This window comes from Pseudomonas fluorescens (assembly GCF_900636825.1).
In the GTDB taxonomy this organism is placed as follows: domain Bacteria; phylum Pseudomonadota; class Gammaproteobacteria; order Pseudomonadales; family Pseudomonadaceae; genus Aquipseudomonas; species Aquipseudomonas fluorescens_BG.
In genome coordinates this window covers 79600-92358 of sequence record NZ_LR134318.1, presented here as the reverse complement: position 1 = coordinate 92358, position 12759 = coordinate 79600, and the positions used below count along the sequence as shown (strand labels likewise).

Annotated in this window: 13 protein-coding genes; 10 read left to right on the top strand and 3 right to left on the bottom strand. The window is 60.3% G+C overall.

Annotated features, from left to right (window positions below; genetic code table 11):
• Positions 1 to 62 precede the first annotated feature (62 nt).
• Positions 63 to 1589, top strand: a complete 1527-nt coding sequence (locus tag EL257_RS00445; RefSeq protein ID WP_126358863.1) for a SulP family inorganic anion transporter — start codon at positions 63 to 65, stop codon at positions 1587 to 1589.
• Between the two features lie 119 nt (positions 1590 to 1708).
• Here the strand turns inward: EL257_RS00445 and EL257_RS00440 are convergent, their stop codons facing one another.
• Positions 1709 to 2359, bottom strand: a complete 651-nt coding sequence (locus EL257_RS00440; RefSeq protein WP_126358862.1) for a hypothetical protein — start codon at positions 2357 to 2359, stop codon at positions 1709 to 1711.
• Positions 2360 to 2729: 370 nt separating this feature from the next.
• On the opposite strand from EL257_RS00440, the gene coxB reads away from it, so the two are divergent.
• The 4 genes from coxB to EL257_RS00420 all read left to right on the top strand — a co-directional run bounded on the left by coxB (position 2730) and on the right by EL257_RS00420 (position 7117).
• Positions 2730 to 3857: a cytochrome c oxidase subunit II gene (gene coxB / locus EL257_RS00435; RefSeq protein WP_126358861.1), complete on the top strand. Its 1128-nt coding sequence runs from the start codon at positions 2730 to 2732 to the stop codon at positions 3855 to 3857.
• An 82-nt stretch (positions 3858 to 3939) separates the two neighbouring features.
• A complete protein-coding gene (ctaD, locus tag EL257_RS00430; RefSeq protein WP_126358860.1) occupies positions 3940 to 5526 on the top strand; it encodes a cytochrome c oxidase subunit I in 1587 nt (528 codons plus the stop codon).
• A 126-nt stretch (positions 5527 to 5652) separates the two neighbouring features.
• Complete coding sequence (locus tag EL257_RS00425) at positions 5653 to 6204, top strand: cytochrome c oxidase assembly protein (protein WP_126358859.1); 552 nt, start codon at positions 5653 to 5655, stop codon at positions 6202 to 6204.
• Between the two features lie 25 nt (positions 6205 to 6229).
• Positions 6230 to 7117, top strand: a complete 888-nt coding sequence (locus EL257_RS00420; protein WP_126358858.1) for a cytochrome c oxidase subunit 3 — start codon at positions 6230 to 6232, stop codon at positions 7115 to 7117.
• A gap of 83 nt (positions 7118 to 7200) precedes the next feature.
• Here EL257_RS00420 and EL257_RS00415 read toward each other — a convergent pair whose 3' ends face one another.
• On the bottom strand, positions 7201 to 7404 hold the full coding sequence (locus EL257_RS00415) for a twin transmembrane helix small protein (protein ID WP_126358857.1): 204 nt from the start codon (positions 7402 to 7404) through the stop codon (positions 7201 to 7203).
• A gap of 70 nt (positions 7405 to 7474) precedes the next feature.
• On the opposite strand from EL257_RS00415, the gene EL257_RS00410 reads away from it, so the two are divergent.
• The 5 genes from EL257_RS00410 to EL257_RS00390 are packed head-to-tail and all read left to right on the top strand — an operon-like array spanning position 7475 to position 11383.
• Positions 7475 to 8215 (top strand): SURF1 family protein, encoded by a 741-nt coding sequence (locus tag EL257_RS00410; RefSeq protein ID WP_126358856.1) that lies wholly within the window; start codon positions 7475 to 7477, stop codon positions 8213 to 8215.
• Complete coding sequence (locus tag EL257_RS00405) at positions 8181 to 8774, top strand: hypothetical protein (protein WP_126358855.1); 594 nt, start codon at positions 8181 to 8183, stop codon at positions 8772 to 8774. Before EL257_RS00410 ends, EL257_RS00405 begins: the two co-directional genes overlap by 35 nt.
• Before the next feature lie 10 nt (positions 8775 to 8784).
• Complete coding sequence (locus EL257_RS00400) at positions 8785 to 9864, top strand: COX15/CtaA family protein (protein WP_126358854.1); 1080 nt, start codon at positions 8785 to 8787, stop codon at positions 9862 to 9864.
• Positions 9852 to 10751 carry a heme o synthase gene (gene cyoE / locus EL257_RS00395; RefSeq protein ID WP_126358853.1) on the top strand — a complete coding sequence of 300 codons (900 nt, stop codon included), beginning with the start codon at positions 9852 to 9854 and terminating at the stop codon, positions 10749 to 10751. Before EL257_RS00400 ends, cyoE begins: the two co-directional genes overlap by 13 nt.
• Positions 10748 to 11383, top strand: coding sequence for an SCO family protein (locus tag EL257_RS00390; protein WP_126358852.1), 636 nt, complete (start codon positions 10748 to 10750; stop codon positions 11381 to 11383). The genes cyoE and EL257_RS00390 overlap by 4 nt, the downstream gene beginning before the upstream one ends.
• A 585-nt stretch (positions 11384 to 11968) precedes the next feature.
• Here EL257_RS00390 and EL257_RS00385 read toward each other — a convergent pair.
• Positions 11969 to 12739, bottom strand: coding sequence for a MetQ/NlpA family ABC transporter substrate-binding protein (locus EL257_RS00385; RefSeq protein WP_126358851.1), 771 nt, complete (start codon positions 12737 to 12739; stop codon positions 11969 to 11971).
• Positions 12740 to 12759: the final 20 nt, after the last annotated feature.

Genomic DNA, 12759 nt, shown 5'->3' with positions numbered 1-12759 from the left:
GCCGGCCGCTGATTCAGCGGTCCGGCCTCGCCACGCCTGAAGAAAACTTCGGGAGAATCGCCATGCGTGCGGCTCAATTGAAAGCTGTGTTACCACGGGAGCTGCTGGCCTCCGTGGTTGTGTTTCTGGTCGCCTTGCCGCTGTGCATGGGTATTGCCATTGCTTCCGGGCTGCCGCCGGCCAAAGGTCTGATTACCGGCATTATCGGCGGTCTGGTGGTGGGTTGGCTGGCGGGTTCGCCGCTGCAGGTCAGCGGGCCCGCAGCGGGGCTGGCGGTGTTGGTCTTCGAACTGGTGCGCCAGCACGGCATCGAGATGCTCGGTCCGATCCTGCTGCTCGCCGGGTTTCTGCAACTGGTGGCCGGCCGCTTGAAGCTGGGTTGCTGGTTCCGGGTCACGGCGCCAGCCGTGGTGTACGGCATGCTGGCGGGAATTGGCGTATTGATCGTGCTGTCGCAGGTGCACGTGATGCTTGATGCATCGCCGAAACCGTCCGGGCTGGATAACCTCACGGCGTTCCCGGCAGCGGTGGCACAAGCTCTGCCATCGTTCGGCTGGCAAGCCGGGCTGCTCGGGCTGTCGACGATTGCGGTGATGTGGCTGTGGGAAAAATTCCGTCCGCACTCGTTGCGCTTCGTGCCCGGCGCACTGCTTGGCGTGGGTCTGGCGACGGCAGCAAGTCTGCTGCTGGCGTTGCAGGTCAAACGGGTTGAAGTGCCCGCGAATCTGGCCGAAGCCATCGATTGGTTGAAGCCGGCAGACCTGCTCAGCCTGGCCGATCCAACGCTACTGATCGCGGCCTTCGCCGTGGCGTTTATCGCCAGCGCCGAAACGCTTCTGTCCGCCGCTGCGGTGGATCGCATGCACAGCGGCGTGCGTTCGGATTTCGACCGTGAACTGTCAGCGCAAGGCGTCGGCAATATGCTTTGCGGTCTGGTCGGGGCGTTGCCGATGACCGGGGTGATCGTACGCAGTTCGGCCAACGTCCAGGCCGGTGCGACCACGCGTTACTCGACGATTTTCCATGGTCTGTGGCTGCTGGCGTTCGTGCTGCTGCTGTCGAGCGTGCTGCAAAGCATCCCGGTGGCGAGTCTGGCGGGAGTGCTGGTGTATACCGGTTTCAAACTGGTCGACCTGAAAGCCTTCCGCGGTCTGAGTCGTTACGGGCGGATGCCGATGTTCACCTACGCCGCCACGGCGCTGGCGATCATCTTTACTGACTTGCTCACGGGCGTGTTGATCGGATTCGGCCTGACGATGTTGAAGCTGGCGTTCAAGGCTTCGCGCCTGAAAATCAGCCTGATCGATTTGCCGCAGGACGGCGAGATGGAGTTGCGTCTGGTCGGTGCGGCGACGTTTCTCAAGGTGCCGGCGCTGACGCAAGTACTGGGCAGTATTCCGCACGGGACGACAGTGCATGTGCCGCTGAACAACCTCAGCTATATCGACCATTCGTGTCTGGAATTACTGGAAGAATGGGGACGCGCAAGTGCGGCGAAGGGGTCGAAGCTGTTGATCGAGTCGAGGGGGTTGAAGCGCAGGCTTGAAGGGCGGATTCGCACCACCACAGGGATCGGCGCGGCCGGTTAAATCTCCCGATTGAAATCAACCCCTGTAGGAGCTGCCGCAGGCTGCGATCTTTTGATTTTGATCGTAAAGGATCAAAAGATCGCAGCACGCGGCAGCTCCTACATTGGATTGTGTGTAACTCAGGCAGCAGGCTGATCGAGGTCCAGGCCTACGCCCAACCGGCGGCTCATGCATGGCCAGCGTTTCCATGCGGCACCGGTGTCCGGGCTACTGAGTTTGTCGCGGTAGGCTTCCACCGATTCCAGGGCAAAACTCTCGTCGTTGAGCATCTCGTCAATCGCGTGATGCACCGCTTCGTCCAGTTGGTTGGCAAATTCCTCACCGATCAGTTGATGAGCAATCAAGTTGGCGACCGTCATGTCCAAGGGGATCAGTGGCTGGCCGAAATGCTTGATGTACAGGTCGTTGACCTCTTCGACAAAACGGTGCGCCAGATAGGCTTCGTCCAGCAGGCTGTCCAGACCAACGTGCCCGGCCATGATCGCCGGCGGCTGGAGGAAATACTGCTCGGCGATTTTCAGCACCGGTTTGATCTGCGATTCGATTCCCGCTTCCCTGGCGACTTCGTTGGCTGCATCCAGCAGGTCTGGCACTTCATCGATATAGGCGGCGACAAAACGCGTCAACACGCCTTGGGCGTCGGCTTCCGGCAATTGAATCGCCGGGTGCAGGTGAGGCAGCTTGCTTTCCAGCTGACGGGTCAGCAGGCCGGTGTCTTTTTCGTGCTGTTGGGCTTTTTGGATCTGCTCGCGCAATGCGGCGGTGTTCATGAAAACTCCAGTTAACAAAGGCAGGGAAATAGGAAAGACATAACTTAGCTGGCTTACGAAAAATGCTAAGACGCATTTGTCATAATTATTTCATCCTTGATGCGCCTGCGTTATATCGATTTGCCACCACTCGTCTGCATCCTTCTCCATTCCTGCCCTTGAACGCAAGTCGCAGCTGTTTCAGCTCATTTACGTTCGCAGGTTGCAATTCCCAGCCGCTGTCTATACTCGCCAATGAATGGAGTTAGCTGATGACGCCCGACTGCACCCGCAGCAAGGCCCGGCGATTCAAGTTCGTAGTCTGATGCAGCCGCTCCCTTGCCGCAGGCGAAAGCCGGCGGGATAACAAGAACGATAAGGGGAACCCGCAATGATGCGACATCCACACGTCTGGATGGGCCTCCTGTTGTGGTCGATTTTCAGCCAGGCCAACGCGGCCTGGACTGTGAATATGGCGCCTGGAGCGACTGAAATCAGTCACGCAGTATTCGACCTGCACATGACCATTTTCTGGATCTGTGTGGTGATCGGGGTCATCGTCTTCGGCGCCATGTTCTGGTCGATGATGGTACATCGCCGTTCCACCGGGCAGGTCGCCGCAAAATTCCATGAAAGCACCGGCGTCGAAATCATGTGGACGATCGTGCCGCTGCTGATTCTGGTAGCCATGGCCGTCCCTGCCACCGCGACGCTGATCAAGATGTACGACACCAGCGAGCCGGACATCGATATCCAGGTCACCGGCTATCAATGGAAATGGCACTACAAATACCTGGGCCAGGACGTCGAGTTTTTCAGCAACCTGGCCACCCCCGCCGAACAGATTCACAACCAGCAAGCCAAGGGCGAGCATTACCTGCTCGAAGTCGACAAGCCGCTGGTGCTGCCTGTTGGCGCCAAGGTGCGCTTTCTGGTGACCTCGGCTGACGTCATCCACTCGTGGTGGGTGCCAGCCTTTGCGGTCAAGCGCGATGCGATTCCGGGCTTCGTCAATGAAGCCTGGACGCGCATCGACAAGCCCGGCCTCTACCGTGGCCAGTGCGCCGAACTGTGCGGCAAGGATCATGGCTTCATGCCGATCGTGGTCGAGGTCAAGGAAAAGGCCGACTACGAAAAATGGCTCGCCGAGCGCAAAGCCGAAGCGGCGCAGCTCAAAGAACTGACCAGTAAGGAATGGACCCTCGACGAGCTCAAGGAGCGCGGCGACAAGGTCTACCACATCACGTGCGTGGCCTGTCACCAGGCCGAAGGCCAGGGCCTGCCGCCGATGTTCCCGGCACTGAAAGGCTCGAAAATCGCCACCGGGCCGAAAGAAGGTCACCTGAGCATTGTCTTCCACGGCAAGCCCGGCACCGCCATGGCGGCGTTCGGCAAGCAGCTGTCGGAAGTCGATATCGCAGCGGTCGTGACTTACGAACGTAACGCCTGGGGCAATAACAAGGGCGACATGGTCACGCCAAAAGAAGTGCTGGAGCTGAAACAGGCGGAAAGCAAATGAGCCGGTCAATTGCGTACTTCGTGAATCGGTCGGCGCCCCGCGCACCGGCCTGCCCCGTCCACTCACGTGAAGGAGACCGGCCATGAGCGCTGTCATCGATGACCACGGTCACGCCGACCACGCCCACGGTCCGGCCAAAGGCCTGATGCGCTGGGTGCTGACCACCAACCACAAGGACATCGGCACGCTGTATCTGTGGTTTGCGTTCTGCATGTTCCTCCTCGGCGGCTCGTTCGCCATGGTGATTCGCGCCGAGCTGTTCCAACCCGGGCTGCAGATCGTCGAGCCGGCGTTCTTCAACCAGATGACTACCATGCATGGCCTGGTGATGGTCTTCGGCGCGGTGATGCCGGCGTTCGTCGGCCTCGCCAACTGGATGATCCCGCTGATGGTCGGCGCGCCGGACATGGCCCTGCCACGGATGAACAACTTCAGCTTCTGGCTGTTACCGGCCGCGTTCCTGCTGCTGGTGTCGACGTTGTTCACACCCGGTGGCGGGCCGAATTTCGGCTGGACGTTCTATGCGCCGCTGTCGACGACCTATGCGCCGGAAAGCGTGACGTTTTTCATTTTTGCCATTCACTTGATGGGCATCAGTTCGATCATGGGCGCGATCAACGTGGTCGCAACCATCCTCAACCTGCGCGCCCCCGGCATGACCCTGATGAAAATGCCGCTGTTCGTCTGGACCTGGCTGATCACCGCGTTCCTGTTGATCGCGGTGATGCCTGTGCTGGCCGGGTGCGTGACGATGATGCTGATGGACATCCACTTCGGCACCAGTTTCTTCAGCGCGGCCGGCGGCGGTGATCCGGTGCTGTTCCAGCATGTGTTCTGGTTCTTCGGGCATCCCGAGGTGTACATCATGATCCTGCCGGCCTTCGGCGCGGTCAGCCAGATCATCCCGACCTTCGCGCGCAAGCCGTTGTTCGGCTACACCTCGATGGTCTACGCCACCGCGAGCATCGCCTTCCTGTCGTTCATCGTCTGGGCGCACCACATGTTCGTGGTCGGCATCCCGCTGGTGGGCGAGTTGTTCTTCATGTACGCGACCATGCTGATCGCCGTGCCGACCGGGGTGAAAGTGTTCAACTGGGCCAGCACCATGTGGCAAGGCTCGATGACCTTCGAGACGCCGATGCTGTTTGCGGTGGCGTTCGTCATCCTGTTTTCCATTGGCGGCTTTTCCGGGTTGATGCTGGCTATCGCCCCGGCGGACTTCCAGTATCAGGACACCTACTTTGTGGTCGCGCACTTCCACTATGTGCTGGTGCCGGGAGCGATTTTCGGCATCTTCGCCTCGGCCTATTACTGGCTGCCGAAGTGGACCGGGCACATGTACGACGAAACCCTCGGCAAGCTGCATTTCTGGCTGTCGTTCGTCGGTATGAACCTGACCTTCTTTCCCATGCACTTCGTTGGGCTGGCGGGCATGCCGCGACGGATTCCGGACTACAACCTGCAGTTCGCCGACTTCAACATGGTCTCGTCGATCGGCGCGTTCATGTTCGGCGCCACGCAGATTTTCTTCCTGTTCATTGTGATCAAGACCATCCGTGGCGGCCCACCGGCACCGGCCAAACCGTGGGATGGCGCCGAAGGACTGGAATGGAGCGTGCCGTCACCGGCGCCGTATCACACCTTCACCACACCGCCGGAAGTGAAATGAACACGGATCTCTTTGTGGGAGCGAGCCTGCTCGCGAAGAACGATGACGCGGTGTGTCTGACGCACCGCGGCGTCTGCTTCGCGAGCAGGCTCGCTCCCACAGGGGTTCTCGGGGGAGGCATGAACCATGGCTGACTCGATCTCGCTGAAGAAACTCGTCACCCGCCTGTTGCTGGTGGTGGTGGCGATGTTTGTCTTTGGTTTTGCCCTGGTGCCGCTCTACGACGTGATGTGCAAAGCCTTCGGCATCAACGGCAAGACCGGCGGGCAATACGCGGGCGAGCAAGTGGTCGACACCTCGCGCCAGGTGCGCGTGCAGTTCTTGTCGACCAACACCGCCGACATGCCATGGGACTTTTACCCCAAGCACGACGAGCTGACCGCCAACCCCGGCGCGGTCAACGAGATGGTGTTCATCGCGCGCAATCCCACCGACAAACCGATGAGCGCGCAAGCGGTGCCGAGCATCGCGCCGAGCAACGCGGCAGCGTTTTTCCACAAGACCGAATGTTTTTGTTTTACCCAGCAGGTGCTGCAGCCCGGTGAACAGATCGAGATGCCCGTGCGTTTCATCGTTGACCGCGACATGCCCAAGGAAGTGAAGCACCTGACGCTGTCCTACACGCTGTTCGATATCACCGCCCGACATCCTCCGGTGGCTGTTAACACTGGCGGTTGAGCGTGCCCGATAAGGAGAACAATAAATGGCAACTCATGAGCACTATTACGTCCCGGCCCAGAGCAAATGGCCGATCGTCGCCACAGTCGGGATGTTCGTCACCGTGTACGGCCTGGCGACCTGGTTCAACGATCTGAAGGCCGCACGCCCGGATTCCCACGGCCCGCTGATCTTTTTCGTCGGCGGCCTGTTGCTGGCTTACATGCTGTTCGGCTGGTTCGGGGCAGTGATCAAGGAGAGTCGCGCGGGGCTGTACAGCCCGCAACTGGACCGCTCGTTCCGCTGGGGCATGAGCTGGTTCATCTTTTCCGAGGTGATGTTCTTCGTCGCCTTTTTCGGCGCGCTGTTCTACGTGCGCCACGTGTCCGGGCCGGCGCTGGGCGGCGAAGGGCCGAAAGGTATCGCGCACATGCTCTGGCCGAATTTCGAATTTGTCTGGCCGCTGCTGAACACGCCTGATCCGAAACTGTTCCCGCCCGCGAAGGAAGTCATCAGTCCGTGGGGCCTGCCGCTGATCAATACGATTCTGCTGGTCAGCTCCAGCGTGACCATCACCATCGCCCACCACGCGCTGAAGAAAGGTCATCGCGGCGCGTTGAAACTGTGGCTGGCGATCACGGTGCTGCTGGGCATCGCGTTCCTCGGCTTCCAGGCCGAGGAATACATCCACGCCTATAAAGAATTGGGCCTGACCCTCGGGTCCGGCATCTACGGCGCAACGTTCTTCATGCTCACCGGTTTCCACGGCGCCCACGTCACCATCGGCACGATCATTCTGTTCGTGATGTTGATGCGCATCATGAAGGGCCACTTCGACAACGAGCACCAGTTCGGTTTCGAAGCGGCGAGCTGGTATTGGCACTTCGTCGACGTGGTGTGGATCGGCTTGTTCTTCTTCGTTTATGTGCTCTGAAAACAGCTGCAAGTTGCTAGCTGCAAGCTTCAAGTCAAAGCGGTACCGCTTCTGACTTGTAGCTTGCAGCTGACCGCTTGCCGCTACCACGTGACGTGGGACACCAATTGGCCGCTGTAGAAACCCCAGGCCATCAGGCCGACGGTGACCACGGCCAATGCCACCCGAACACTCAAGGCGATGACCAGACGATTGGAGCTGCTGTCGTCCTTGACCAGGAAAAACAGGCCGCTGAACAGGCTGATCACCGTGGCAATCAGCATCAGGACGATCGCTGCTTTGAACATGGGAAGACTCCGGGGGACAGGCGATGCAATTGAGTATAGCGATCACCACGACTGACCTTTTGGCGCGGCCATGAAGCGCTTTCGCCCCGGGGTGATCCCGACGGTGGTGGTCGCGTTGTTGCTGCCGTTGATGGTCGCGCTGGGTTTCTGGCAATTGGGTCGCGCTGCGGAGAAAACCGCGCTGCTGGCCAATTATGCAGAGCGTCGAGTCGCCGAGCCGATGGCCAGCACCGAGCTGCTGAACAGCACCGATCCGGCTTATCGCCGTGTGCACCTGTACGGCCAGTTCGACGCCGATCACAGCCTGTTGCTGGATAACCGCCAGCGTGACGGCAAGGTCGGCGTCGAGCTGCTGCAAGCGTTTCAGGACCAACGCACCGGCTTATGGTTGCTGATCAATCGCGGCTGGCTGCCATGGCCGGATCGCCGGGTACCGCCGCAATTCACCACGCCGACGCAGACGCTGAATCTCGACGCCTGGGTCTACGTTGCGCCGGGTGCGACCTTCCAGCTGCATGCCGATCCGGTCAGCGACCACTGGCCGCAAACCATCACCGCTGTCGAACCAGCCAAGTTGTGGCGAAGCCTGGAGCGCGACGGCTTCGCTTACGAACTGCGCGCCGAACCCGGCCCGGCCAGCTATCAGACCGATTGGCCGGTGGTCGCGATGGGTCCGGAAAAACACCTCGGCTACGCCGTGCAATGGTTCGCCATGGCCACGGCTTTGCTCGGGCTCTACATCTATTTGGGCTGGCACAACGCAAAGGAGAACCGCCATGGGAAACGCCATGAATCCACCCAGCATGTCTGAGGCCAAACCGGCCCCAAGTCGCCGTCGCGGGCGCATTCAGTTGCTGCTGATTGTGCTGGGCGTGGTCGGGCCGATGCTGCTCGCCACCGGCATGTACAAATTGCAGTTCTGGGTGCCGGAGGGGCGCAGTTACCACGGCGAACTGCTCGGCAACGGCCAGACCCGCGCCGATCTCGGTGTGCAGGCAGATGAAACACGCTGGCAGATGCTGGTGACCGCGCCGAAGGAATGCGCAGTGGATTGCCAGCAGCTGGTGTACCTGGCGCGGCAGATTCAGATCGGTCTCGGACGCGAGGCCGGGCGCGCCAGCCACGCGCTCGCTGCTGCGCAACCATTAACCGCCGATTACGCCGCCAAACTCGATCGCGAATACCCACAACTGCAACGGTATCCCCTGGATGCCGGTGCCTTCAGCAAGACGGCGGCCGACCACGCCACGCCGCAGCTGTGGATCATCGACCCGCACGGCAATCTGGTGCTGCGCTACGAGCCGAACGTGAAGGGCAAGGATCTGCTTAACGACCTGCGTCACCTGCTGAAACTGTCGAACATCGGATAAGGGCATCGTCATGGCCAAACCTGGATTTCGCCTCGCGCTGTTTGCCACCCTGCTGGCATTGATTGTCGTACTGCTCGGCGCTTACACGCGCCTGACCCACGCCGGCCTCGGCTGCCCGGACTGGCCGGGCTGCTACGGGTTTATCAGCGTGCCGAAAAGCGAGGCGCAACTGGCCCATGCCGAACTGCATTACCCCGACTCACCGGTAGAGGCGCACAAAGGCTGGAACGAGATGATCCATCGCTATTTCGCCGGCACCCTGGGCCTGCTGATCTCGGTATTGGCCGGTCGCGCATGGGTTAATCGGCGTCATCCGGGATTGCCGCTGAAGCTGCCGCTGTTTCTGCTGGCGGTGGTGATCGCCCAAGCGGCGTTCGGCATGTGGACGGTGACGCTCAAGCTCTGGCCGCAGGTGGTGACCGGGCATTTGCTCGGCGGTTTCGCTACGTTGAGTCTGCTGTTTTTGCTGACGTTGCGATTGTCCGGCGTGCTGCCGGCGCTGACCGTGCCCAAGCGCTTGCAGTATTGGGCGACGGCGGGCCTGTTGCTGGTCATTGGTCAGATCGCCTTGGGTGGCTGGGTCAGTTCCAATTACGCGGCAGTGGCCTGCATCGATTTCCCGACTTGCCACGGCCAATGGTTGCCGCCAGCGGATTTCGCCAACGGCTTTCATCTGACCCAACACATCGGCCCGAATTATCTCGGCGGACAGCTCGACAGCGATGCACGCACGGCGATCCACCTTACCCATCGCATCGGCGCATTGCTGGTGACGTTGGTGCTGCTCGGGCTGGCCTGGCAGTTGAAAGTCGTCGGCATGACACGTCTGGCGGGATTGGTGCTGATTGCCCTCGCCGCGCAAATCACCCTCGGCGTCAGCAACGTGTTGTTTCACCTGCCGCTGCCGGTGGCTGTTGCGCATAACGCGGGCGGCGCGGCGCTGTTACTGACGCTGGTGCTGGTCAACTATCACGCGCGCACCGGCCTGGTCCGGGCGACCCGGCCGGCCCATGCGCGCTGGCGCTTTGGTGCGAATAAACCTGTCATCGCGCCCATCGCTCTAAAAGGAGAAACGCCATGGCGAGTCTGATCGGCGAGCGTCCGACGCAAGCGCTGTGGCGTGATTACCTGGAGTTGACCAAACCGAAAGTCGTGGTGCTGATGCTGATCACCTCGCTGGTCGGCATGTTTCTCGCGACCCGTGCCGGCGTGCCATGGACAGTGCTGGTGTTCGGCAATCTGGGCATCGCGCTGTGCGCCGGTGGCGCGGCCGCTGTGAACCATGTGGTCGATCGGCGCATCGATGCGGTCATGGCGCGCACCCACAAGCGGCCGCTGGCCGAAGGTCGGGTTTCGCCTGCGGCGGCGCTGACGTTTGCACTGGTGCTGGCGCTACTCGGGCAGGCCTTGTTGCTGACGTTCACCAATCCGCTGACGGCATGGCTGACGCTGGCCTCGCTGCTTGGCTACGCGGTGGTCTACACCGGGTTTCTCAAACGTGCGACACCGCAGAATATCGTCATCGGTGGCCTCGCCGGCGCCGCTCCGCCGCTGCTGGGCTGGACCGCTGCGACCGGTCACGTCAGCGCCGAACCGTTGCTGCTGGTGCTGATCATCTTCGCCTGGACACCGCCGCATTTCTGGGCACTGGCCATCCATCGCAAGGAGGAATACGCCAAGGCCGACATACCGATGTTGCCGGTCACCCACGGCGAGCACTACACCAAAGTGCACATTTTGCTGTACACCTTCGCGCTGCTCGCGGTGAGTCTGCTCCCGTATGTGATTCATATGAGCGGCGTTCTCTATCTGATCTGCGCGCTGGCCTTGGGCGCGAGGTTTCTGCAATGGGCTGTGGTGCTGTACCGTGGCACTCGGCCGCACGCGGCGATCAACACCTTCAAGTACTCTATTTGGTACTTGTTCCTGTTGTTTATCGCCCTGCTCGTAGACCACTACTTACTGTTGAACCTATGACCCGAACCCAGAAAACCGTTTTCATCCTCGTCGCCGTGATCGCGTTGATCCTCGGGCTCACCGTCAACAAAGTGCTGAGCGGCAAAGGCCAGGGCGACCCCACTGCACTGATCGACGCCGGCATTATCCTGCTGCCACAGAGCCGCAACCTGCCCGACGTGACGATGACCGATCAAGACGGTAAACCGGTCGCTATCGATGAGCTGAAAGGCAAGTGGAGCCTGCTGTTTTTCGGCTACACCTTCTGTCCGGACATTTGTCCAACGACGTTGGCGCAACTGCGGCAGATCAAGAGCGAACTGCCCAAGGAGTCTGTGGACAAGTTGCAGATCGTGCTGGTCAGCGTTGACCCCAACCGCGATACGCCGAAGCAGTTGAAACAATATCTGGGCTACTTTGATCCGCAGTTCATCGGCCTGACGCCGACCTCGATTGAAGAGCTGCAGAAGGTCGCGAACGCGGTGAGCATTCCGTTTATTCCGGCGGATACGAGCAAGCCGAATTACACGGTGGATCACAGCGGCAACCTCGCGGTGATCGGCCCGGATGGCACGCAGCGCGGGTTTATCCGAGCGCCATTGAACAATGCCAAGCTGGTTGCGCAGTTGCCGGGGATGCTTGAGCGCAAATAAAAGCTGAAGAGCGAAAAGCCCCTCACCCTAGCCCTCTCCCAGAGGGAGAGGGGACTGAATGGGGAATATTGGGGAGCTACATCGAATTGAACGTGCTGCATTGAATCCAGAATCGCCTGGATCTTTCAGGTCGTGTATGGCGCCAGACACCTCGGTCGCCCTTTGAAAGCCCCTCACCCTAGCCCTCTCCCGGAGGGAGAGGGAACTGAATGGGGAATATTGGGGAGCTACATCGGATTGAACGTGCTGCATTGAATCCAGAATCGCCTGGATCTTTCAGGTCGATGTATGGCGCCAGACACCTCGGTCGGCCCCTTGAAAGCCCCTCACCCTAGCCCTCTCCCAGAGGGAGAGGGGACTGAATGGGGAAAGTTGGGGAGCTACATCGAATTGAACGTGCTGCATTGAATCCAGAATCGCCAAGACCTTTCAGGTCGATGCATGGCGCCAGACACCTCGGTCGGCTCCCTCTCCCGCGGGAGAGGGCTGGGGTGAGGGGAAGCTTCACAGCAGGTCCAAAGCCGAACACCGGGCACAAAAAAGGGGACGCACATGGCGTCCCCTTTTTCATTGCAGCAACCGGAATCAGAACGCCGGCAATACCGCACCTTTGTACTTCTCGGTGATGAACTGCTTCACTTCCGGGCTGTGCAGCGCAGCGGCCAGTTTCTTCATCGCGTCGCTGTCCTTGTTGTCCGCGCGGGACACGAGGATGTTCACGTAAGGCGAGTCGTTGCCTTCGATCACCAGCGCATCCTTGGATGGATCGAGCTTGGCTTCCAGCGCGTAGTTGGTGTTGATCAGTGCCAGATCGACCTGGGTCAGCACGCGCGGGATGGTCGCGGCTTCCAGTTCACGGAATTTCAGGTCTTTCGGGTTCTGCGCGATGTCTTTGATGGTCGCCAGGATGTTGGTCGGATCCTTCAGGGTAATCACGCCCGCCTTGGCCAGCAGCAACAGCGCACGTCCGCCATTGGTGGCGTCGTTCGGGATGACCACGTTGGCACCGCTTGGCAGCTCTTTCAGATCCTTCAACTTGCTCGAGTAAGCGCCCAGCGGCTCCAGATGCACGCCGGTCACCGCAACGAGGCTGGTGCCCTTGGCTTTGTTGAACTCATCCAGATACGGCTGGTGCTGGAAGAAGTTGGCGTCGAGGCGCTTTTCGGCGACCTGCACGTTCGGCTGAATGTAGTCGGTGAAGACTTTGACCTTCAGGTCCACGCCTTCCTTGGCCAGGGCAGGCTTCACGAACTCGAGGATTTCCGCGTGCGGCACCGGGGTAGCAGCAACGGTCAGGGTTTCGGCGTGGGCCGAGAATGCCGCAACGGCAGCAAAAGCAGCGATCAGTTTTTTCATTCAGCTAACTCCTTTTCAGG

Bases quoted from the DNA above. Each gene is read 5' to 3' on its own strand.
- ctaD (WP_126358860.1), top strand. From the start codon at position 3,940: ATGAGCGCTGTCATCGATGACCACGGTCACGCCGACCACGCCCACGGT.
- EL257_RS00415 (WP_126358857.1), bottom strand. From the start codon at position 7,404: ATGTTCAAAGCAGCGATCGTCCTGATGCTGATTGCCACGGTGATCAGC.
- EL257_RS00410 (WP_126358856.1), top strand. From the start codon at position 7,475: ATGAAGCGCTTTCGCCCCGGGGTGATCCCGACGGTGGTGGTCGCGTTG.
- EL257_RS00425 (WP_126358859.1), top strand. From the start codon at position 5,653: ATGGCTGACTCGATCTCGCTGAAGAAACTCGTCACCCGCCTGTTGCTG.
- EL257_RS00445 (WP_126358863.1), top strand. From the start codon at position 63: ATGCGTGCGGCTCAATTGAAAGCTGTGTTACCACGGGAGCTGCTGGCC.
- EL257_RS00405 (WP_126358855.1), top strand. From the start codon at position 8,181: ATGGGAAACGCCATGAATCCACCCAGCATGTCTGAGGCCAAACCGGCC.
- coxB (WP_126358861.1), top strand. From the start codon at position 2,730: ATGATGCGACATCCACACGTCTGGATGGGCCTCCTGTTGTGGTCGATT.
- cyoE (WP_126358853.1), top strand. From the start codon at position 9,852: ATGGCGAGTCTGATCGGCGAGCGTCCGACGCAAGCGCTGTGGCGTGAT.
- EL257_RS00385 (WP_126358851.1), bottom strand. From the start codon at position 12,739: ATGAAAAAACTGATCGCTGCTTTTGCTGCCGTTGCGGCATTCTCGGCC.
- EL257_RS00390 (WP_126358852.1), top strand. From the start codon at position 10,748: ATGACCCGAACCCAGAAAACCGTTTTCATCCTCGTCGCCGTGATCGCG.
- EL257_RS00420 (WP_126358858.1), top strand. From the start codon at position 6,230: ATGGCAACTCATGAGCACTATTACGTCCCGGCCCAGAGCAAATGGCCG.
- EL257_RS00400 (WP_126358854.1), top strand. From the start codon at position 8,785: ATGGCCAAACCTGGATTTCGCCTCGCGCTGTTTGCCACCCTGCTGGCA.
- EL257_RS00440 (WP_126358862.1), bottom strand. From the start codon at position 2,359: ATGAACACCGCCGCATTGCGCGAGCAGATCCAAAAAGCCCAACAGCAC.